Origin of the sequence: Agromyces sp. NPDC057865, assembly GCF_042796995.1 — a bacterium.
Classification (GTDB): Bacteria; Actinomycetota; Actinomycetes; order Actinomycetales; family Microbacteriaceae; genus Agromyces.
In genome coordinates, this window is record NZ_JBHVMJ010000001.1 from 525,431 (window position 1) to 544,653 (window position 19,223).

Consider the following 19,223-nt stretch of genomic DNA (forward strand, 5'->3'; position numbering starts at 1 on the left):
CGGACTCGTCGATGAGCCACGAGGCCGGCCCCGGCCGTCGACCCACGGTCGCGGATGCCCCGAAGGTGCTCCACCTCGACCACACCACCGTGGCAGGCGGTGCCGAGTTCGCCCTGCTCCGGATGCTGCAGATCGGCGCTCCGTGGTCGCCGTCGATCATGCTCGCGCCCACCGACGACACGGGGCTGGGCGTGTACGAGGCGCTGCCCGCCGACGTGCCGTGCCGTGTCGTCGGCGTGCGGCAGCCCGCGGGCGTCAGCTGGGGCGGATTCGGCCTGCAGGTGCTGGCCACCGTCCGGCTCGCCATCCAGGCCGTCGCGACGCGCATGCAACGCGAGTTCCGCACGGCCGACCTCGTGGACGCCAACACGGCTCGTGCGGCGGCGTACAGCGCGCTCGCGGCGCGCTTCTCGCGAGTTCCCTTCGTCGTGCACGTGCGCGACATGACCGACCGCGACGCGCTGGGGCGTACCGGGCACTTCCTGATGCGGCGCGTCATCCTGCCCCGCGCCGACGGCATCATCAGCGACACGCACCCGCCGCTCGACTCGGCCCGGCCCTATCTCAAGCCCGACGCGCTCATGAGCGTCATCCCGAGCGCGTCCGGCATCCGGCTCCGCGAGTCGCCGCCCGTGCGCACCCAGGGCGGCCTGCGCGTCGGCATGCTCGCCCGGATCGACCCGTGGAAGGGCCAGCGCGTGCTGCTCGACGCCTTCGCGGAGGCGTTCGCCGGCACTGACGCACGGCTCGAGTTCGCCGGTGCGGCGCCCTTCGGCCACGAGGACTTCCTCGCCGAGCTGCAGGATCGCGCGGCCGAGCTCGGCGTCGCCGACCAGGTCGTCTTCCATGGTCACGTCGATGACGTCGACGCGCTCATCGAGGAGTGGGACGTCGCCGTGCAGGCCTCCACGCGGCCCGAGCCCCTCGGCCAGAACGTGCTCCAGTACCTCGCCGCAGGACGCGCCGTCGTCGTCGCCGACGAGGGCGGGCCCACCGAGTGGGTGCGCGACGGCGTCAACGGGCTGCAGTTCCCCGCACGCGACGTGCAGGGGCTCGCCGCGGTGCTCCGCCGGCTCGACGAGGATCCGGCCCTGCGCGAGCGCCTCGGCGTCGGCGCCGCGACCACGCCGGGCCTGCTCGACGACGCGGAGGTCGCCGAGGCCCACGCGACGTTCTACAACGAGGTGATCGAGGCCGTGCGTCGTCGTGCGACGCGCGGACGCCGTGCGCACGAGACGATCTACGACGACGTCGTGCGGCGCACCGCGACCGTGAGCAGCGCCTCCACCGTGAGCAGCGCCTCCACCGTGAGCAGCGCGTCGGGACCCGCGTGACGGCGCAGGCCGACGGCGACTTCACCGTGCTGGTGGTCTGCACGGGCAATATGAACCGGTCAGCGCTCGGGCACGTGCTGCTCGACACCTGGTCGGACTGGTACCTGCCCGCCGACACCGCACGTCAGGTCAGCATCACGAGCGCGGGTCTCCGCGCGCCCGAGGGGTCCACCATGGGCCGGCGCTCTCGCACGATCGCCGAGGCGCTGGGCGCCGACGGATCGGCGCACCGTGCCCGGCAGATCTCCGAGGCAGCCATCCGCAACGCCGACCTGGTCCTGGTCTCGTCCGCCCGGCAGCGCGACGACGTGCTCGGGCTGGTCCCCGGAGCGCTCCGGTCGACGTTCACCATCCGCGAGGCCGGGCGCATCGCGAGCTTGCTCGACACGTCCATCGCCCCGACGACGACGGAGGAGATGCGCGCGCGCGTCGCGAAGCTGGCCGAGAACCGTGCCATGGCACCCGCCACGGGCGACCGCGACGACATCGTCGACCCGCAGGGCAGGGACGACGACGCCTATCGGCTCATGGCGCGCCAGGAGGTCCCCGCGCTCACGGCGATCGCGGGACTGCTCTTCGGGATGCCGAAGGCCGAAGCCGCGGCGTACGAAGAGGCCGTGGAGGCGGCGCGCTTCGGGCTCGAGGGCGAGCCCGAAGCGACGGGCGACGGCGAACGGCCTCGAGGGCGCCGCCAGGCCTGAGGGTCGGCTCGGCCGGTTCCGCCGGCTCAGTGCCCGTCGGCCTGCGGCGGCAGCGCCGCGACGAGCGGGTGGTCGAAGGCGTACGCCCCGACCTTCGCGGCGCCGCCGGGTGAGCCGATCTCATCGAAGAACGCGACGTTGGCCGTGTAGTAGTCGGCCCAGACGTCGGGGAGGTCGTCCTCGTAGTAGATCGCCTCGACGGGGCAGACGGGCTCGCAGGCGCCGCAGTCGACGCACTCGTCGGGGTGGATGTAGAGCGAGCGCTCGCCCTCGTAGATGCAGTCGACGGGGCACTCGTCGATGCAGGCCCGGTCCTTGACGTCGACGCAGGGCAGCGCGATGACGTAGGTCACGACGCGACCAGCGCGCCCGCGCGGGAGATCTCCACCTGCTCGTCGCGGGGCACGACCTTCACGCGCTCGCGCTCGACGCCCTCGAACGCGTCGCCGAGTCCGCGCTCGTGCGCGTCCAGCTCGAGCCAGCCGGCCCAGGTCGTGTAGCGGATGCCGCGGGCCTCGAGCAGCTCGAGCACCTCGGCTCCCTCGGCGGCCTCGACGAGCGTCGCGGGGAGCGCGCCCGCCGCGGCATCCGCGAGCAGGTTCGTGATCGTCTCGAGCGCGTCGCCCTTGGTGTGGCCGATCAGGCCCACGGGACCGCGCTTGATCCAGCCGGTCGCGTAGACGCCGGGGAGGTGGGCGCCCGCGGCATCCGTCACCCGCCCGCCGTCGTTCGGGATGACGGCGCTGCGCTCATCGAACGGGACGCCGGGGACCGGCGAGCTCGCGTAGCCGACCGCGCGGTACACGGCCTGCACGGCCACGTCGACGAACTCGCCCGTGCCCTCGACGCTGCCGTCGCCGACCGGGCGCGTGCGCTCGAACCGCACGCCCTCGACGCGCCCGGCGCCGAGCACCTCGACCGGGTTGTAGAGGAAGTGCAGGTGCAGGCGCCGCGACGCGGTGCGAACGGTGTCCGTCGAAGGGCGCCACCCGTTCAGCGTCCGCGTCATGACCTTCACCTGGTTGTTCGACGCGTGCAGCTGCTCGGCGTGCGGGTCGCCGGCGGCGCGCTCGAAGTCGTCGTCGTAGACGATCACGTCGACGTCGGGCACCTCGCCGAGCTCGCGCAGCTCGATGGGCGTGAACTTCACGTGGCCGGGGCCGCGGCGGCCGAACACGTGCACGTCGGTCACGGGCGACGCCTCGAGGCCCGCCACGACGTTGGCAGGCACGTCGGTGGTGAGCAGGTCCTTCGGGTGCTTCGCGAGCACGCGGGCGACGTCGAGCGCGACGTTGCCGTTGCCGATCACCGCGATCTGCTCGGCCTCGAGCGGCCACTCGCGTGGCACGTCGGGGTGGCCGTCGTACCAGGCCACGAGATCGGCGGCGCCGTAGGAGCCGGGCAGGTCGATGCCCGGGATGTCCAGCGGGGCGTCCTTCAGCGCGCCGGTCGCGAAAACGACGGCGTCGTAGCGCTCGCGCAGCTCTTCGACGGTCACGTCGCGGCCGACCTCGACGTTGCCGATCAGCCGGATGGTGCCGGCGTCGAGCATCTCGTGCAGCGAGTTCACGATGCCCTTGATGCGCGGGTGGTCGGGTGCGACGCCGTAGCGGATCAGGCCGTAGGGCGCCGGCAGCGACTCGAAGAGGTCGATCGCGACCTCGCCGCCGCCCTCGGAGACCTGGCGATGGAGGATGTTGCCCGCGTAGATGCCGGCGGGGCCGGCTCCGACGATCGCGACGCGAAGGGAGAGGGTCATCGGGTGGTGGCCTTTCGGTGTCCGGTGGTCGAGCTCGAGGTTCCGCTGGTTGAGCTCGTCGAAACCAGGTCGGGGCCGCTGGTTTCGACGAGCTCAACCAGCGGGTGGGGTGCGTACGGGCTCAAGGTCACGACATCGCCGACCACGACGACGGCGGGCGAGCGGATGCCGCGACGCGCGGCCTGCAGCGCGATCGTGTCGAGCGTGCCGACGGTGACCCGCTGGCGCGGTCCGTAGCCGTCCTCGATGATCGCGACGGGGCAGTCGCCGCCGCGCTCGCCGCGGGCGAGCGTGATCGCGGAGTTCGCGAGCGTGCCGATGCCCATGAGCAGCACCACGGTGTGGTCGCGGCCACCGCCGAGGGACTGGATCTGGTCGTGGCCGGTGACGACGGTGAACGTCGTCGCGAGGCCGCGGTGCGTGAGCGGGATGCCCGCGATCGCGGGCACCGAGATGGCGCTCGTGATGCCGGGCACGACCTCGACGTCGATCCCGCGGTCGCAGCAGTACGCGAGCTCCTCGCCGCCGCGTCCGAAGATGAAGGGGTCGCCGCCCTTGAGGCGCACGACCTGCCTGCCGTCGAGCGCGAGCGTGACGAGCAGCTCGTTGATGGCGTCCTGCGGCACCGCGTGGTGGCCCGGGAGCTTGCCGACGTCGACGACCTCGGCGCGCAGCTGCACGCCCTCGGCGGCGAGCCCGTCGAGCACGCCGCGGGCGCCCAGCCGGTCGGCGACGATCACGTCGGCGGCCTCGAGCGCGCGGAGTCCGCGGATGGTCAGCAGCCCCGCGTCGCCGGGGCCGGCGCCCACGAGGGTGACGCGACCCTTCCGGTCGTCGAGTAGCGCCGCCGTAGGCGACGCGTATCGAGACGCGGCGAGTTCCGAGGCCGGGGCACTGGGTCTCGATACGCGTCCGGCTTCGCCGGGCGCTACTCGACCACCGGGGTGTCCGGTCATCGGTCTCGCTCCACGAGCAGGCCGCGGCGGCGCAGCATCCGTCGCTCGAGCGGGGCGAAGACCACGAGCTCGATCAGGATGCCGATCGCGAGGATCACGAGGATCGTCGCGAGCACCCCCGCGAGGTCGGCCAGCTCGCGCGTCTGCTGCAGCATCGAGCCGAGACCGAAGCCGATCGTGCCGCCCATGGCGATGATCTCCGCGGCCATGAGCGAGCGCCACGAGAACGCCCAGCCCTGCTTCAGGCCCGCGACGTAGCCGGGCAGCGCGGCCGGGAGCACGACGAGGGTCGCGAGCCGCCAACGGCGGGCGCCGAGCACCGTGCCGACCCGGCGCAGCTGCGGCGGCACCTGGTCGACGCCGGCGATGAGGCCGTTCACGATCGAGGGGATCGCGCCCATCAGCACGACGAAGTAGACGGTGGCGTCCGAGAGGCCGAACCAGATGATCGCGGCGGGCACCCACGCGACCGACGGGAGCACCTGCAGGCCCGAGATGATCGGGCCGATAGCGCGGCGCAGCGGACGCACCTCGGCGAGGAGCAGGCCCAGCGGGGTCCCGATCGCGACCGAGATGAGGAAGCCGATGACGCCGCGCTCGAGGCTCGTGGCGACGGCGAGCTGGAGCCGGCCGGACTCCCACGCCTGGGTGATCGCGGCGAGCACGTCGAGCGGGCCGGGGACGATGTCGGGGCGGGGCTCCGCGATGACGATGTAGAGCTGCCATGCGGCGACGAGCACGACCACGAACAGGATGGGCGGGAGCACGCTCGTCGTGAAGCGGCGCCAGGCGCTCGCGCGGCGCTCGGGGGTGGTCTGCAGCCGGTCGAGGCCGGCCTCGAGGCTGCGGAGGTCGTCGTGGGTGTGCGTCTCGATACGCGTCGCCTCCGGCGGCGCTACTCGACGACCGGGTTCCTCCGTCTGCGTCTCGATACGCGTCGCCTCCGGCGGCGCTACTCGACGACCGGACTCCTCTTCCAGCAGGGTGTCACGCGGCATTTCGGCGGATCTCCTTCCGCAGCTGGTCGGTGATCTCGATGGAGAGCGCCGCGACCTCGGGCGACTCGATGCGCCGTCCTGCGGTCTCGGCGATGCGCCACTCGCCCGCGACTCGGCCGGGGCGGCTCGACAGGAGCACGACCCGCTGTCCGAGCCGAGCGGCTTCGCGGACGTTGTGGGTGACGAAGACGATGGTGCGGCCGGTCTGGCGCCACACGCGCTCGAGCTCCTCGTGCAGGAGGTCGCGCGTGATGGCGTCGAGCGCGGCGAACGGCTCGTCCATGAGCAGGACGGGCCGGTCCTGGGCGAGGGCCCTGGCGAGGGCGACGCGCTGGCGCATGCCGCCCGACAGCTCGTGCGGACGCTTCTCCGCGGCATCCGCGAGGTTGACGACGTCGAGCAGTTCGAGCGCCTCGCCGCGACGGGCGGTACGCGGCACGCCGCGCAGGCGCAGGGCGAGCTCGACGTTCGCGCGGGCCGTGAGCCAGGGCATGAGCGCCGACTCCTGGAACATCACCGCGGAGCCCTCGGCGGGCGTGTCGATCGAGCCCGTGGTGGGCCGGTCGAGTCCCGCGATGAGGTTCAGCAGCGTCGACTTGCCGCAACCGGATGCCCCGAGCAGGCAGACGAACTCACCCGTCGTGATCGAGAGGTTCACGTCGTCGAGCACGAGCGGCCCGGCGCCGAAGCGCTTGCCGAGGTGCTCGATGCGGATGGCCGTCTGCCCGCTCATGGGTCGATTCCCTACTCCTCGCCGAGGTCGCCCGCGGAGACCGGGTCCTCGCCGGCATCCGCGAGCAGTCCGTTCAGCAGGCGCAGGTCGAACAGGCCCTCGATGGAGCCGTCCTTCTGCGTGCCGGCCTCGAGGCCGTTCTCGACGAGCGTCGTGAACGTCTCGGCGTGCGGGTCGGCCGAGAACGTGACGTGCTCGAGCGATCGCGTGATGACCTCGTCGGAGAGGGGCTTGCCCGTCTCGGCCTCGAGGGCGGCGTTGATGACCGTCGGCGCCTCTTCGGGGTGCTCGTCGAGCCACGCGATCGACGCGAGGTGGCCCTCGAGCAGCGCCTCGACCGTCTGCGGGTGCTCGGCGAGGAACGTGGCGTTCACGAGCAGCACGGTGGTCGGGAAGTTCCCGTCCTCCCAGAGGTCGGCCTCGTCGACGAGCACCTTCGCGCCCGCGTCGATGATGAGCCGCGACACCCACGGCTCAGGCAGCCACGCGCCGTCGAGCTGGCCCTGCTGGAACAGGGTCAGGGTCTGGGCGTTCTCGGTCGGCGTGATGTGCACGTCGCCGCCGCCCGAGGTGTCGGTCGTGAAGCCCTCGTCGGCGAGCCAGCTGCGCAGCGCCACGTCCTGCGTGTTGCCGAGCTGCGGGGTCGCGAGCGTGGTGCCCGCGAGGTCCTCGGGCGAATCGATGTCGTCGCGCACCACGAGCGCGGCGCCGCCCGTCGCGGCGCCCGCGACGATGCGAGCCGACTCGCCGGCCGACTGGATGAACGTGTTGATCGACGGGTTCGGCCCGATGTAGGTGGCGTCGATGGCGCCGGCGGTGAGCGCCTCGATCGCGGCCGGGCCGGCATTGAAGACCTGGGTCGACAGCTTCGTGTCGCCGAGCGCCTCCTCGAAGAGGCCCTCCTGCAGGCCCACGAGCGCGGGCGCGTGCGTGACGTTGGCGAAGTAGCCGAGGCGGAGTTCCTCGGCCGGCGTGCCGGTCTCGGCGGATGCCGCGGCGGTCTCGCCCGAGGCGGACTGCGCGCTGCATCCGGTCAGGACGGCCGAGGCGACGATCGCGCCGGCCATCATCATGCCGCCCACCAGGCCGAGGCGGGATCGGACGCGGGACGTTGCGTTCATGCTGCTGCTCCTTCGGTGGTGGTCGTGCGAATGGGGGTGTCCGTCGCGGGTGCGACGGGCGGGGTGACGATCGCGGCCGCGAGGGTCGCGCCGTCCTGCGGGTGGATCACGAGGAACGCACCCGCACGTCGGTGGTCGGCGTACGGTTCGACCGGGAGCTCGGCGGCGAGCTTCAGGGCGACCTGTCCGATGTCGTTGGCCTCGAGCCGGTCGGCGGGTTCGAGGGCGAGCGTGCCGAGGTCGCGGCGGCCATGCACGGCCGTGACGAGCGCCTGCACGGTGGAGGTGCCGGTCTTCACGAGCACGCGCGAGCCCGGCACGAGCGGCCGGGAGTCGAGCTGGAAGACCGACGCGTCCAGCTCTCGGCGCGGCTCGGGCAGCGAGCCGGATGCCGCGATGACGGCGCCGCGCGCCGCGTCGATCTCGTCGGCGAGCCGCAGCGACACCGACTGCGGAGCCGACGCGGACTCGAGCTCGACCGGACCGGCGTCGATGCCGACGACCGTGGTCGTCGCGCCGCCGGGGAACACCTGCACGGCGTCGCCGACGCGCACGGTCCCCGACGCGATGCGTCCGGCGAACGCGCGGTAGTCGCGGAACCCCTCGGGGTCGGCGACGTCGGGCGCCAGCGCGCCCTGGGGGCGCACGACGAGTTGCACCGGCATCCGCAGCGCCTCGAGCTCGGTCTCGAGCTCGTCGAGCGACGGCAGCGCTTCGAGGAGCTCGAGCAGTGCAGGACCCGAGTACCAGGGCGTGTTCGCCGAACGGTCGACGATGTTGTCGCCCGCGAGGGCGGAGACGGGGATGACATGAGCGTCGGGCAGGCCGAGCTCGCGCGCGAGCGCGGTGACCTCGTCGGCGACGCGCGTGAACGCGGACTCGGAGTAGTCGAGCAGGTCGATCTTGTTCACCGCGACGATGACGTGCGGCACGCGAAGGAGCTGCACGACGGCGAGGTGCCGACGGGTCTGCTCGAGCACGCCCTTGCGCGCGTCGACGAGCACCACGACGGCATCGGCTGTGGTGGCGCCGGTCACCATGTTGCGCGTGTACTGCACGTGGCCGGGGCAGTCCGCGAGGATGAACGACCGACGGCCCGTCGCGAAGTAGCGGTAGGCGACGTCGATCGTGATGCCCTGCTCGCGCTCGGCGCGCAGGCCGTCGGTGAGCAGCGCGAAGTCGATCGCACCGGGTTCGCCGCCGAAGCCGCGCTCGGCGGACGTGCGGGCGACCGACTCGAGCTGGTCGGCGAGGATCGCCTTCGAGTCGTGCAGCAGCCGCCCGACGAGGGTCGACTTGCCGTCGTCGACCGAGCCGGCCGTCGCGAAGCGGAACAGGCCGGCGGCCGGTGATCGAGTAGCGCCCGGCGCAGCCGGGAGCGTATCGAGATCCTCGTGACGGGGCAGCGTCTCGATACGCGTCGCCTGCGGCGGCGCTACTCGACGACCAGCAGTCGCATGCGTCATCAGAAGTACCCGTCCTTCTTGCGGTCCTCCATGGCGGCCTCCGAGATCCGGTCGTCGGCGCGGGTCGCGCCGCGCTCGGTGAGGGTCGACGTCGCGACCTCGCGCACCACGTCGGCGACGGATGCCGCGTCGGACTCGACCGCGCCGGTGCAGCTCATGTCGCCCACCGTGCGGTAGCGAACGACGCGCCGCTCGATCGCCTCGTCCGCGCTGGCCGGCGACACCTCGGACACGGCCCGCCACATGCCGTCGCGGCGGTAGACCTCGCGCTCGTGCGCGTAGTACAGCGGCGGGAGCTCGATGCCCTCGCGCTCGATGTAGCGCCAGACGTCGAGCTCGGTCCAGTTCGAGATGGGGAACGCGCGCACGTGCTGGCCGACCGTGTGGCGGCCGTTGTAGAGGTCCCAGAGCTCGGGGCGCTGGTTGCGCGGGTCCCACTGCCCGAACTCGTCGCGCAGGCTGAGGATGCGCTCCTTCGCGCGGGCCTTGTCCTCGTCGCGGCGTGCGCCGCCGAAGACGGCGTCGTGCCGTCCGGCGGCGATCGCGTCGAGCAGCGGCTGCGTCTGGAGCGGGTTGCGCGTGCCGTCGGCGCGTTCCTGGAGGCGTCCGTCGTCGAGGTAGTCCTGCACGGCGGCGACCTGGAGCCGCAGTCCGAGACGCTCGACGGTGCGGTCGCGGAAGTCGATGACCTCGGGGAAGTTGTGGCCCGTGTCGACGTGCAGCACCGGGAAGGGCACCTTCGCCGGCCAGAACGCCTTCGCGGCGAGGTGCAGCACGACGACGGAGTCCTTGCCGCCCGAGAACAGCAGCACCGGGCGCTCGAACTCGGCGACGACCTCGCGGATGATGTGGATCGACTCGGACTCGAGCGCGTCGAGGGTGGAGAGGGCGCGGACCGGTCGTCGAGTAGCGCCCGGCGCAGCCGGACGCGTATCGAGACGCGGTGAGTCGGTCTCGGTATGCGTCTGCGTCTCGCCACGCGTCTGCGTCTCGACACGCGTCGCCTCCGGCGGCGCTACTCGACGACCGGTGGCGCGGATCGTGATCTCGCTCATAGGTGCAACCCGCATTCGGTCTTCGCGAGGCCGGCCCAGCGCCCGGACCTCGGGTCCTCGCCCGCCGCGACGGGCTTCGTGCACGGCTCGCAGCCGATCGAGGGGTAGCCGTGCGACATGAGGAGGTTCACGGGAACCTGGTGCGCGCCGGCGTAGTCGAGCAGCTCGTCGAACGTCCACGCCGCGAGGGGGTTCACCTTCACGAGCCCGTTCCGCTCGTCCCACGACACGAGCGGCGTGTTGGTGCGCGTCGGCGCCTCCTCGCGGCGCACGCCCGTGAACCACACCTCGTAGCCGGCGAGCGCCTGCTGCAGGGGCGCGACCTTGCGGCGCGCGCAGCAGAGGCCAGGATCGCGCGCGAAGAGCTCGGCGCCGAACTCGGCGTCCTGCTGGGCGACGGTCTGCTCGGGCAGCACGTCGACGATCCGGACGTCGAGCGCACGGGCGACCTCGTCGCGCGTCACGTACGTCTCGGTGAAGTGGTAGCCCGTGTCGAGGAACAGCACGTCGACGCCGGGGAGCTGCTCGGCGATCACGTGCGGCAGCACGGCGTCGGCCATCGAGCAGGCGACCGCCGCAGCATCCGTGCCGAAGTGCTCGGCGACCCACGCGACGACGGCCCGGGCGGATGCCTCGTGGTCGGTGAGGCTGCCGAGCTCGAGGTTTCCCGCCTCGGCCAGCGTTCGCAGCTCGTCGGCGGGCCTTTTCCGGTCGTCGAGTAGCGGCGCCGGAGGCGACGCGTATCGAGACGCATCATCACCGGGTCTCGAGACGCGTCCAGCTTCGCCGGGCGCTCCTCGATCACCGAGGGAACCCACGTTCCGCGCGCTCATCGCAGCGCCTCCTCGTCGGCGCGGTGCGCCCACTGTGCGAACGACTCGTCGGCGGCGCCGTCGCGCTCGGCGAGGAACCGCGTGACCACGCGCTCGACGTAGTCGGCGATGCCGTCGGCCGTGACCTTCAGGCCGCGCACGGTGCGGCCGAGGCCGGCCTCGTCGCGGTCGAGCGACGCGAGCCCGCCGCCGAGGTGCACCTGGTAGCCGGGGACCTGCTCGCCGTCGATCGTGACGAGCTGGCCCTTGAGGCCGATGTCGGCCGTCTGGATGCGGGCGCACGAGTTGGGGCAGCCGTTGACGTGCAGGCTGATCGGGTGTGGCAGGTCGAAGTCCGCGAGTCGCTCCTCGAGCTCGAGCACGGCCGCCGTCGCGTACGCCTTGGTCTCGACGATGGCGAGCTTGCAGAATTCGATGCCCGTGCACGCGATCGTGCCGCGGCGGATGAGGCTCGGCCGGGCCGAGAGCCCGAGCTCGTCGAGGCCCGCGATGAGCGACTCGACCCGGTCCTCGGGGATGTCGAGGATGACGACCTTCTGGTGCGGCGTGGTGCGCAGCCGGGTCGATCCGTGCGCCTCGACGAGGTCGGCGAGCTTCGTCAGGGCCGGGCCGGAGACGCGGCCGACGATCGGGGTCGCGCCGACGTAGAAGCGGCCGTCCTTCTGGCGGTGCACGCCGACGTGGTCGCCGGGGGTCGTCGGCGTCGGCGCCGCGGGGCCGTCGGGCAGCGGTGCGTCGAGGTACTCGGTCTCGAGCACCTCGCGGAACTTCTCGACGCCCCAGTCGGCGAGCAGGAACTTCAGGCGGGCCTTGTTGCGCAGGCGCCGGTAGCCGTAGTCGCGGAAGATCTGCGCGACGCCGTGCCACGCGTCGGCGACCCGCTCCGGCGCGACGAAGACGCCGAGCCGCTCCGCGAGCCGCGGCGCCGTGGAGAGGCCGCCGCCGACCCAGAGGTCGTAGCCGACGCCGAGCTCGGGGTGCTCGACCGCGACGAACGCGACGTCGTTGATCTCGTGCACGACGTCCTGGCTCGGGTGGCCGGTGAGGGCGGACTTGAACTTGCGGGGCAGGTTCGCGAGCGACTCGTCGCCGATGAAGCGGCTCGTGATCTCGTCGATCTGCGCCGTCGGGTCGATGAGCTCGTCGGCCGCGATGCCGGCGACCGGCGAGCCGAGCACCACGCGCGGCACGTCGCCGCACGCCTCGGTCGTGCCGAGGCCGACCGCCTCGAGCCGGCGCCAGATCTCGGGGACGTCCTCGACGCGGATCCAGTGCAGCTGGATGTTCTGGCGGTCGGTCAGGTCGGCCGTGTCGCGTCCGAACTCGGTCGAGATGCCGCCGATGACGCGGAGCTGCTCGGTCGTGAGCTGCCCGCCGTCGATGCGGACGCGCAGCATGAAGTACTCGTCCTCGAGCTCGTGCGGCTCGAGCGTGGCGGTGCGACCGCCGTCGATGCCGGGCTTGCGCTGCGTGTAGAGGCCCCACACGCGGAACCGGCCGTGCAGGTCGGTCGGGTCGATCGACGCGAACCCGCCCTTCGAGTAGATCTGCTCGATGCGACCGCGCACGCTCAGCCCGTTGTCGACCTGCTTCCACTCCTCGTTGCCGTTGAGGGGCTCGGTGCCGTCGACCTTCCACTGCCCGTGCGGGCGGGAGGCGGGGCGGGCCGGTCGGTCGCCGCGAACCGGGCGGTCTCCGGCGGTGCGCTCGGGCCGGGCCGGACGCTCGGTGCGGGCCGGGCGCGCGGGCGCGGCATCCGTCGTCGTGGGCGGTGTCGTCACGGGCGTCCTCCTCTCGGCCGGCGCGATTGCGCGGTGGTGTCCGGTCGAACGTAGGCGAGTCGGCGACCCGCGAACAGGTGACGTGTCATGCCCGGTCACGGCCCGTCGCATTGCGTCACATGGCGTCGTTGTTCGACACAGGGGGTTGCGCTCCGCCGGGAGGCGGTAATGGACGATCGCCTCCGTTTCGGAGCGCGTCGGTCAGTCGGTCAAGCGAGCCGAGCGGATGCCGCGGCGTAGCGTTCGAGCACGACGTCGACGACCTCCCGCGGGGCCGGCTCGTCGGGCACGAGGAGCGGCTGCGCGGTGACATCGGCGCCGGCGGCTCGCGCGAGGTCGTCGAAGTAGCCCGGCGCGAGCAGGTAGTTCGCGACGACGACGCGTCCGCCTGCCCCGGCCCCGGTCGCCTGCCCCTGCGTCCGCGCTGCCGCGACCGCCTCGGGGAGCCTCGGCTCGGCCGCCGAGAGGAACCCGAGCGCGATTTCCCGGCCGGATGCCGCGGCGAGCCGTGCCGCCTGGTCGCGGCAGTCCTCGACGGCGCGCACGTCGCTCGAGCCCGCGACGGCCAGCACGATGCGATCGTCGTCGCGGAGTCCGGCCTCCTCGAGCCGGCGGAGCAGTACGGTCGCGAGCCGGTCGTCGGGTCCGAGGGCGCCCGAGAGCACGACCGGGCGGGTCGACTCGTCGGCGACGGCCTCGGTCAGATCGACATACACGTGGTAGCCCGCCGAGAGCAGCAGCGGCACGACGACCGCGGGCTCACCGGCCTCGAGCGAGGCGAGGGTCGCGGGCACGTCGGGCTGCTCGACGTCGACGTGTCCGAGGCGCACGCTGGGCGGGGCATCCGGATGCCGCTGCGCCACCACTTCGGCGACGGCGTCGCCCAGCGCGCGCACGGCGCGCTGCCCCTCGGGCGACGAGGTGCCGTGCGAGATGCCCACGAGGGCGGGGGTGCGCTGCGCCATGCGTCCATGCTCGCACCTGCGCAGCGGTGGCTCGACGCCAGGCCGGCGGCTCGACCCGGCGCCCGCCGCCTCGGCTAGCGTTGCCGCCATGGCGAACCCTCCCCGCATCCGCGTCGGCATCATCGGCACCGGCTGGATGTCCGACATGATCGTGCCGGACTTCCGTGCCCTCGACGCGTTCGAGCTCGTGGCGGTCGCCGGCCGCCATGCCGAGCGCACGCTCGCGTTCGCGGCGGACCGCGACATCCCGCACGCCGGATCGGTCGACGACCTGCTCGGCCGTGACGACCTCGACCTGCTCTACATCGCGACGACGCACGACAGCCACTTCGAGCTCGCGCGGCGTGCGCTCGAGCGCGACCTGCCGGTGCTCCTCGAGAAGGCGTTCACGATGGATGCCGCGGAGGCCGAGCAGCTCGTCGCGCTCTCGCGCGAGCGCGGGGTCTTCCTCATGGAGGCGATGTGGATGCGGTTCAACCCCGCGATCCGCCGCGTCGCCGAGCTGCTCGCCGACGGGGCGATCGGCGAGCCGCGCAACCTCGCCGCCACGTTCGGGTTCGTGATCCCCGATCCCACGCACCGGCTCTGGGACGCCGAGCACGGTGGCGGGTCGGCCCTCGACCAGGGCGTGTACCCCCTCGCGCTCGCCGACCTGCTGTTCGGGCCGTACGCGTCGCTCGCGGCGACCGGCTCCCGCCTCGGTCCCGACGGTGCGCCGACCGTCGTGGACGGCGAGCTCGCGGTCCTCCTCGGCTACGAGGACGGCCGCCAGGCGACCCTGGCGACCTCGCTCCGCTCGCTGCTGCCGTGCGACGCCTCGATCGGCGGCACCGCCGGCCGCATCCGGATCCTGCCCGCGTTCTGGGCGACCGAGGGCTTCGTGCTCGAGCGCCCCGTGGGCGGCATCGAGCACGACCGCGAGGAGGTGCTGATCCCGAAGGTCGGCAACGGCTACGTGCCGATGCTCGAGGCGGTCGCCGAGGCACTGCGCGACGGGCGCATCGAGCACGAGCTCAGCAGCCACGCCGCGACGCTCCGCGTCATGCGCACGGTCGACGCGGTGCTCGCGGCGGTCTGACGCGGCTCGTCTCCTCCTGACTCAGGCGGATGCCGCGGGCACCGAGCGTTCGCCGAGGCCGACCGCGTCGACGCCCGCGAGCCCGCCCAGCGCGAACGCCGTGACCGCGTCGAGCGTCGCATCTGCGCCGAGCACCCGCGCGTGGCCCGCACCCTCGGTGAGCACGAGCCGCGAGCGCCCGCCGTGGGCGTCGTGCAGGCGCAGCGACTCCGCGACGGCGACCTCGCGGTCGGCGCGGTCGTGCACGAGCAGCAGCGGGACGGCGTCGGGCAGCGGGTTCGACACGGCGTCGACCCGCACGAACGGCTCCGCGACGTCGGGCAGGACGCGCCGGGAGAACTCGCGGGCGAGCACGTCGGCGCTCGCGTGGCCGATGCCGACGCGGTCGGCGAACGAGTCGACGAGGTAGCGGGCGTCGCCCATGCCGGCGATCGCGACGACGCCGCCGGTCGCCGTGCCATCGCGCACGGCGGTGAGCGTCGCGAGGGCGCCGAACGAGTGCCCGATCACGAGGCTGAACATCCCATGGCGGCGCTGCATCGCCTCGATGCCCGCGAGGTAGTCCCGGATGTCGGTGTGCCGCCCGGCCGAGGCGCCGTTCGCCGGGGCGTCGAACGAGACGACGCGGAAGCCCTCGGCGCGCAGCTCCCGCACGATCGGCCCGAACTGCGACGCGCGACCGCGCCAGCCGTGCACGACGAGCACCGTCTCGGGCCCGCGGCCCCACGAGTACGTGACGACCTCGCGGCCGCGCACGGTTATCGTGCCGCCCTCGGCGTCCGCATGCACGGCGCGGTCGCTCGGACGTACGGGCAGCACGGGTCGCACCTGGCGGAACAGCGGCAGGGCGAGGCGCCCGGCGAGTGAGGGGGAGACCCGGTCGGCGGCGCGAAGCGCCGAGACGGCGAGGGTGGTGGCGGGGTTCATGACGGCCTCCGATGGTCGTGGCTCGCGGCATCCGCGGGTCGATCTTCAATCAATACGAACGATCGTACGTACACTATACGTACGATCGTGCGTAAACTACAAGACATGGACCAGGTCGACGGCCGACGACTCCGCGGCGACGCCTCGCGGCGCGTCGTGCTCGAGCGTGCGGCCGACCTCGCGTCGGTCGAGGGGCTCGACGGACTCTCGATCGGCCGCCTCGCGGCGGCCGCCGACGTGAGCAAGAGCGGCGTCGCGACGCTGTTCGGCTCGAAGGAGCGCCTGCAGCTGGCGACCGTCGAGGCGGCGGCGCAGCGGTTCCGCGAGCACGTGCTCGAGCCCGCGCGCGTCGAACCGCGCGGCGTGCGCCGCATCGCGGCCCTGCTCGACGCCTGGATCGCGTACTCGCGCGACCGCGTCTTCCCCGGCGGATGCTTCTTCGCCGCGGCCCTCGTCGACTTCGACGCGAAGCCCGGCCCCGTGCGCGACGCCATCGCCGCCGCCTACCGGAGCTGGAACGACTACCTGCGCATCTCGGTCGGGTACGCGATCGAGCAGGGCGAGCTCGATGCCGGCACGGATGCCGCGCTGCTGGCGTTCGAGTTCGTCGCCCTCCTCGACGCGGCGAACGCGCAGTCGGTCATGTCGGGGTCGCCCGCGCCGTATGCGTTGGCCCGCCGGGCGATCGCGCCGCGCCTCCTGGCGGCCGGTGCACCCGACGACGTCGTGCGCCGATTCCTCGACGTCGACGACCTCGCGGCCTGAGCGCGCGCCGGCGGCGCAGGTGCGCCGCGCCGCCGCCCGAGCCCGCTAGAAGCTCGTGACGAGGTCGCCCAGCACGTCGCTGACCTTGGTCGGGTCGGTGGCGTCGTAGTAGTGCGCGCCCGTGGCGCTGGAGATCGACTGCAGCGTCGCCACGTCCGCGTCGGCGCCGTACGCCAGCGTGAAGATGAGCACGGGCGTGTCGTGGTGCAGCGCCTTGAGGTTCTCGATCATCTGGTTGGCGTCGATGGTCGGGCCCATCGTCTCGTTCTTGCCGTCGCTCAGCAGCACGATGGCGTTGATGCGGTCGGGCTGGAAGTTGGCCGCCTGCTCGTGCGCGAACGTGTCGACCGCCGCGTAGAGCGGGGTGAACTCGATCGGCTGCAGACTGCCGAGTGCGCGCAGGAAGTCGGGGCGTGTGTCGCCGATGTCCTGCACGGGGCTCACGTTTCCCGGCGTGATCGGGCCGTCGTCGACCGAGGAGAACGCGGCGAGGCCGAGATTGTCGCCGGCCGAGAAGTGGCCGAGCGCCTCGGTGATGGCGTCCTTCGCCGCGGCAAGCTTCGTCTCGCCGGTCGCGATCGGCTCGTCCATCGAGCCGGAGACGTCGACGAGGAAGAGCAGCTGGGCGCGCTTGCGGACGTCGGGGAACGCGTCGTGCGCCGCGATGACCACGCGCTGGCTGGGGAAGGGGAGCCCGCCGTTCTCGGTCGGGTCGCCGAGCAGGCCGACCGACTGCACGATCGGGCTGAGCCCGCCGTTGAGGTCGCGGTAGCCCGTGTCGCGCACGATCTGCTGGCCCTGGCTGGTGCGGGCGAAGCGGATGAAGTCGGCGCCGGCGGCCTTCTCGGTCTCGTCGACCCACGGGCCCGAGAGCACGGCGCCCGGGTTGTCGGCGATGTAGTAGCCGTCGCTGGGGTAGATCGGCACGAGCGGCTCGGCCGGGGGCGTGCTCTCGATGCGGTTCACGCCGTCGCGGCTCGTGATGCCGCGGTTGTAGTCCCACACCGACTTCTCGTCGACGATGACCGCGGAGAGGAAGTCGGCGACCGAGCCGTTGTCGGCGGCCTGGCGGGCGTGCCAGAGGAAGTGCTCGGGCGTCGCCATGTAGTGGCTCGTGCTCAGCTCGTGCTGGCGCACCTCGTCGGTGATCTTCTCGTCTTCGATCTGGTCGGCGGTGAGGTCGGCGACGGAGCCCGCGGCGGAGCCGTACGACGCCAGCAGCGCCGCCTCGCCGGAGCTCGCGATCAGCGGGCTGGTCTTGCCGAGCTTGAACGATCCCCACTCGGGGTGGCCGAGGTCGGTCCAGAGGTTCTCGTCGTCGGCGGAGGAGAAGATGTCGTCCCACGTGGGGCGCGTCTGGTCCCAGCCGATGGCGGTCGCGAGCGACTTCGGCATGGCGAGCACGATGTCGGAGTACCCGATGCTCTCGGCCGCCTTCGGCACGCTCGCGCCGCCGCCGCTGTAGCGCGCGACCGAGAGCCAGGAGCTCGCGTCGGGGATCCAGACGATGGGCCGCTCGTCTTCGGCAAGGTTCTTGAAGTTCGCCGCGGCGTCCTCGGCCGCGAGGCCCGACTTGTCCTTCGTGACGACGACGTTGACGCAGTTGCCGTCGATGTCGCGGGGCTGCGCGTTGTAGCCCTCGGCGAGCTTGGTCACCATCTCGGAGTTCTCGAGCGAGGCGAGCACCTTCACCTGCGTGCAGGGCTCGGCGCCCTGCGCGGTGGCCGGCACGTCGTCCTCGAAGACGACGGGCTCGGCCGGCTTCGGCGTCGACGCGGTGGTCTCGGGCTGGCCGTTGTCCTGGTTCATGAGCACGGCGGCGGTGACGCCGCCTCCGACGAGCAGCACGAGGGCGGCCGCTGCCGCGGCCGAGATCCAGACGACGCGCCGACGGCGCCGCCGGCGCTCCTCCCGGAGCTGTCGACGGTCGCTGCTGCGCGATGGCAGGCCCGCGCTCATGGCGTCGCCTCGTACCGCCACGGGCCGGGGTAGGGCAGGCGGTCAGTGTGAGCGGAACGGGCGTCCAATGCGTGGCGCATCGAAGAATCCTTCAGTCCGGGGGTACTGGGATCGTCGTGAGCCTATCTCAGAACCCTGTGGAGAAGCCGAGCGTGTACACAGCAAGCATTCGGGAGGCGTTCAGGTCGTCGCGTCGAGCGGCTCACGTCGTGGCATTTAACATGCCGATGAAGACCGCGGTCCACCACGCGACCTGCGAGACGATGGCGCTCGTCATGAACCCGACGCGGGCCGCCCGGGGCAGCTGGCCGTACCTGGCCGTCGGGGGGACCCGGGCCAGGTCGGCGGTCCAGCGAGTCAGTGCGACCCCGTTGAGCGACAGCACGAGCACCGCGACCATCTTGATGATCGTGAGCGGGTTGTCGAGGTGCGGCTCGAGCAGCGCACCCGTCAGGAGCAACCCGAAGAGGCCCACCCAGATCGGCAGGATGAGCGTGCGGTCGGCCTGGCGCAGCTCGCGCACGGAGCTCCAGCCGGTGGCCCAGAGCAGCGCGTGCCAGTCGATCGCGAGCACCGCGCCGAGCCCCACGACGAGGGCGGCGAGGTGCCCGAACAGGGCGATGAGGTGCAGCCAGTCGGGCGGCGAGAGCAACTGGCTCACCCAGATGGAGAGCGCCCAGGCGACGGTGACGCCGAGGTACGCGAGCGCCCGCTGCCGCTGCCGGCGGCGCCGCTTCTCGCGGATCGTGATCGTCACGGCCGAGCCCACCCCTCGTCCGTTGCGGCCGAGCG

At 72.6% G+C, this 19,223-nt stretch carries 18 protein-coding genes; 4 read left to right on the top strand and 14 right to left on the bottom strand.

Annotated features, from left to right (window positions below; genetic code table 11):
- The first annotated feature begins 11 nt into the window (after window positions 1-11).
- A complete protein-coding gene (locus ACFVN5_RS02415; RefSeq protein ID WP_376953028.1) occupies window positions 12-1,334 on the top strand; it encodes a glycosyltransferase family 4 protein in 1,323 nt (440 codons plus the stop codon).
- Complete coding sequence (locus ACFVN5_RS02420) at window positions 1,331-2,035, top strand: hypothetical protein (protein WP_376953029.1); 705 nt, start codon at window positions 1,331-1,333, stop codon at window positions 2,033-2,035. The genes ACFVN5_RS02415 and ACFVN5_RS02420 overlap by 4 nt, the downstream gene beginning before the upstream one ends.
- Window positions 2,036-2,061: 26 nt before the next feature.
- Here ACFVN5_RS02420 and fdxA read toward each other — a convergent pair whose 3' ends face one another.
- From fdxA to ACFVN5_RS02475, 11 genes are all read right to left on the bottom strand, one after another.
- Window positions 2,062-2,388, bottom strand: coding sequence for a ferredoxin (fdxA, locus tag ACFVN5_RS02425; RefSeq protein ID WP_376953030.1), 327 nt, complete (start codon window positions 2,386-2,388; stop codon window positions 2,062-2,064).
- Entirely contained in the window at window positions 2,385-3,794 is a 1,410-nt protein-coding gene (locus tag ACFVN5_RS02430) for an FAD-dependent oxidoreductase (RefSeq protein WP_376953031.1), read from the bottom strand. The genes fdxA and ACFVN5_RS02430 overlap by 4 nt, the downstream gene beginning before the upstream one ends.
- Window positions 3,791-4,750, bottom strand: a complete 960-nt coding sequence (gene cobA, locus ACFVN5_RS02435) for a uroporphyrinogen-III C-methyltransferase (protein WP_376953032.1) — start codon at window positions 4,748-4,750, stop codon at window positions 3,791-3,793. The genes ACFVN5_RS02430 and cobA overlap by 4 nt, the downstream gene beginning before the upstream one ends.
- Window positions 4,747-5,748 (bottom strand): ABC transporter permease, encoded by a 1,002-nt coding sequence (locus ACFVN5_RS02440; protein ID WP_376953033.1) that lies wholly within the window; start codon window positions 5,746-5,748, stop codon window positions 4,747-4,749. Before ACFVN5_RS02440 ends, cobA begins: the two co-directional genes overlap by 4 nt.
- Window positions 5,738-6,481, bottom strand: a complete 744-nt coding sequence (locus ACFVN5_RS02445) for an ABC transporter ATP-binding protein (RefSeq protein ID WP_376953034.1) — start codon at window positions 6,479-6,481, stop codon at window positions 5,738-5,740. The genes ACFVN5_RS02440 and ACFVN5_RS02445 overlap by 11 nt, the downstream gene beginning before the upstream one ends.
- A gap of 11 nt (window positions 6,482-6,492) precedes the next feature.
- Entirely contained in the window at window positions 6,493-7,602 is a 1,110-nt protein-coding gene (locus ACFVN5_RS02450) for an ABC transporter substrate-binding protein (protein WP_376953035.1), read from the bottom strand.
- On the bottom strand, window positions 7,599-9,068 hold the full coding sequence (locus ACFVN5_RS02455; RefSeq protein ID WP_376953036.1) for a sulfate adenylyltransferase subunit 1: 1,470 nt from the start codon (window positions 9,066-9,068) through the stop codon (window positions 7,599-7,601). The genes ACFVN5_RS02450 and ACFVN5_RS02455 overlap by 4 nt, the downstream gene beginning before the upstream one ends.
- The gene (cysD, locus tag ACFVN5_RS02460; RefSeq protein ID WP_376953037.1) at window positions 9,068-10,123 is read right to left on the bottom strand and encodes a sulfate adenylyltransferase subunit CysD; all 1,056 of its coding nucleotides are present in this window, start codon (window positions 10,121-10,123) and stop codon (window positions 9,068-9,070) included. Before cysD ends, ACFVN5_RS02455 begins: the two co-directional genes overlap by 1 nt.
- Complete coding sequence (locus ACFVN5_RS02465; protein WP_376953038.1) at window positions 10,120-10,956, bottom strand: phosphoadenylyl-sulfate reductase; 837 nt, start codon at window positions 10,954-10,956, stop codon at window positions 10,120-10,122. The genes cysD and ACFVN5_RS02465 overlap by 4 nt, the downstream gene beginning before the upstream one ends.
- Complete coding sequence (locus tag ACFVN5_RS02470; RefSeq protein WP_376953039.1) at window positions 10,953-12,737, bottom strand: nitrite/sulfite reductase; 1,785 nt, start codon at window positions 12,735-12,737, stop codon at window positions 10,953-10,955. The genes ACFVN5_RS02465 and ACFVN5_RS02470 overlap by 4 nt, the downstream gene beginning before the upstream one ends.
- A 209-nt stretch (window positions 12,738-12,946) precedes the next feature.
- Entirely contained in the window at window positions 12,947-13,702 is a 756-nt protein-coding gene (locus ACFVN5_RS02475) for a sirohydrochlorin chelatase (protein WP_376953040.1), read from the bottom strand.
- Window positions 13,703-13,790: 88 nt separating this feature from the next.
- On the opposite strand from ACFVN5_RS02475, the gene ACFVN5_RS02480 reads away from it, so the two are divergent.
- Window positions 13,791-14,780, top strand: coding sequence for a Gfo/Idh/MocA family protein (locus ACFVN5_RS02480; RefSeq protein WP_376953041.1), 990 nt, complete (start codon window positions 13,791-13,793; stop codon window positions 14,778-14,780).
- A 21-nt stretch (window positions 14,781-14,801) separates the two neighbouring features.
- On the opposite strand, the gene ACFVN5_RS02485 is transcribed toward ACFVN5_RS02480, so the two are convergent.
- Window positions 14,802-15,707 carry an alpha/beta hydrolase family protein gene (locus ACFVN5_RS02485; RefSeq protein WP_376953042.1) on the bottom strand — a complete coding sequence of 302 codons (906 nt, stop codon included), beginning with the start codon at window positions 15,705-15,707 and terminating at the stop codon, window positions 14,802-14,804.
- 105 nt (window positions 15,708-15,812) lie between these two features.
- On the opposite strand from ACFVN5_RS02485, the gene ACFVN5_RS02490 reads away from it, so the two are divergent.
- Complete coding sequence (locus ACFVN5_RS02490; protein ID WP_376953043.1) at window positions 15,813-16,472, top strand: TetR/AcrR family transcriptional regulator; 660 nt, start codon at window positions 15,813-15,815, stop codon at window positions 16,470-16,472.
- 45 nt (window positions 16,473-16,517) lie between these two features.
- Here ACFVN5_RS02490 and ACFVN5_RS02495 read toward each other — a convergent pair whose 3' ends face one another.
- Entirely contained in the window at window positions 16,518-18,431 is a 1,914-nt protein-coding gene (locus ACFVN5_RS02495; protein ID WP_376953044.1) for a substrate-binding domain-containing protein, read from the bottom strand.
- Between the two features lie 202 nt (window positions 18,432-18,633).
- Window positions 18,634-19,188, bottom strand: coding sequence for a hypothetical protein (locus tag ACFVN5_RS02500; RefSeq protein ID WP_376953045.1), 555 nt, complete (start codon window positions 19,186-19,188; stop codon window positions 18,634-18,636).
- Window positions 19,189-19,223: the final 35 nt, after the last annotated feature.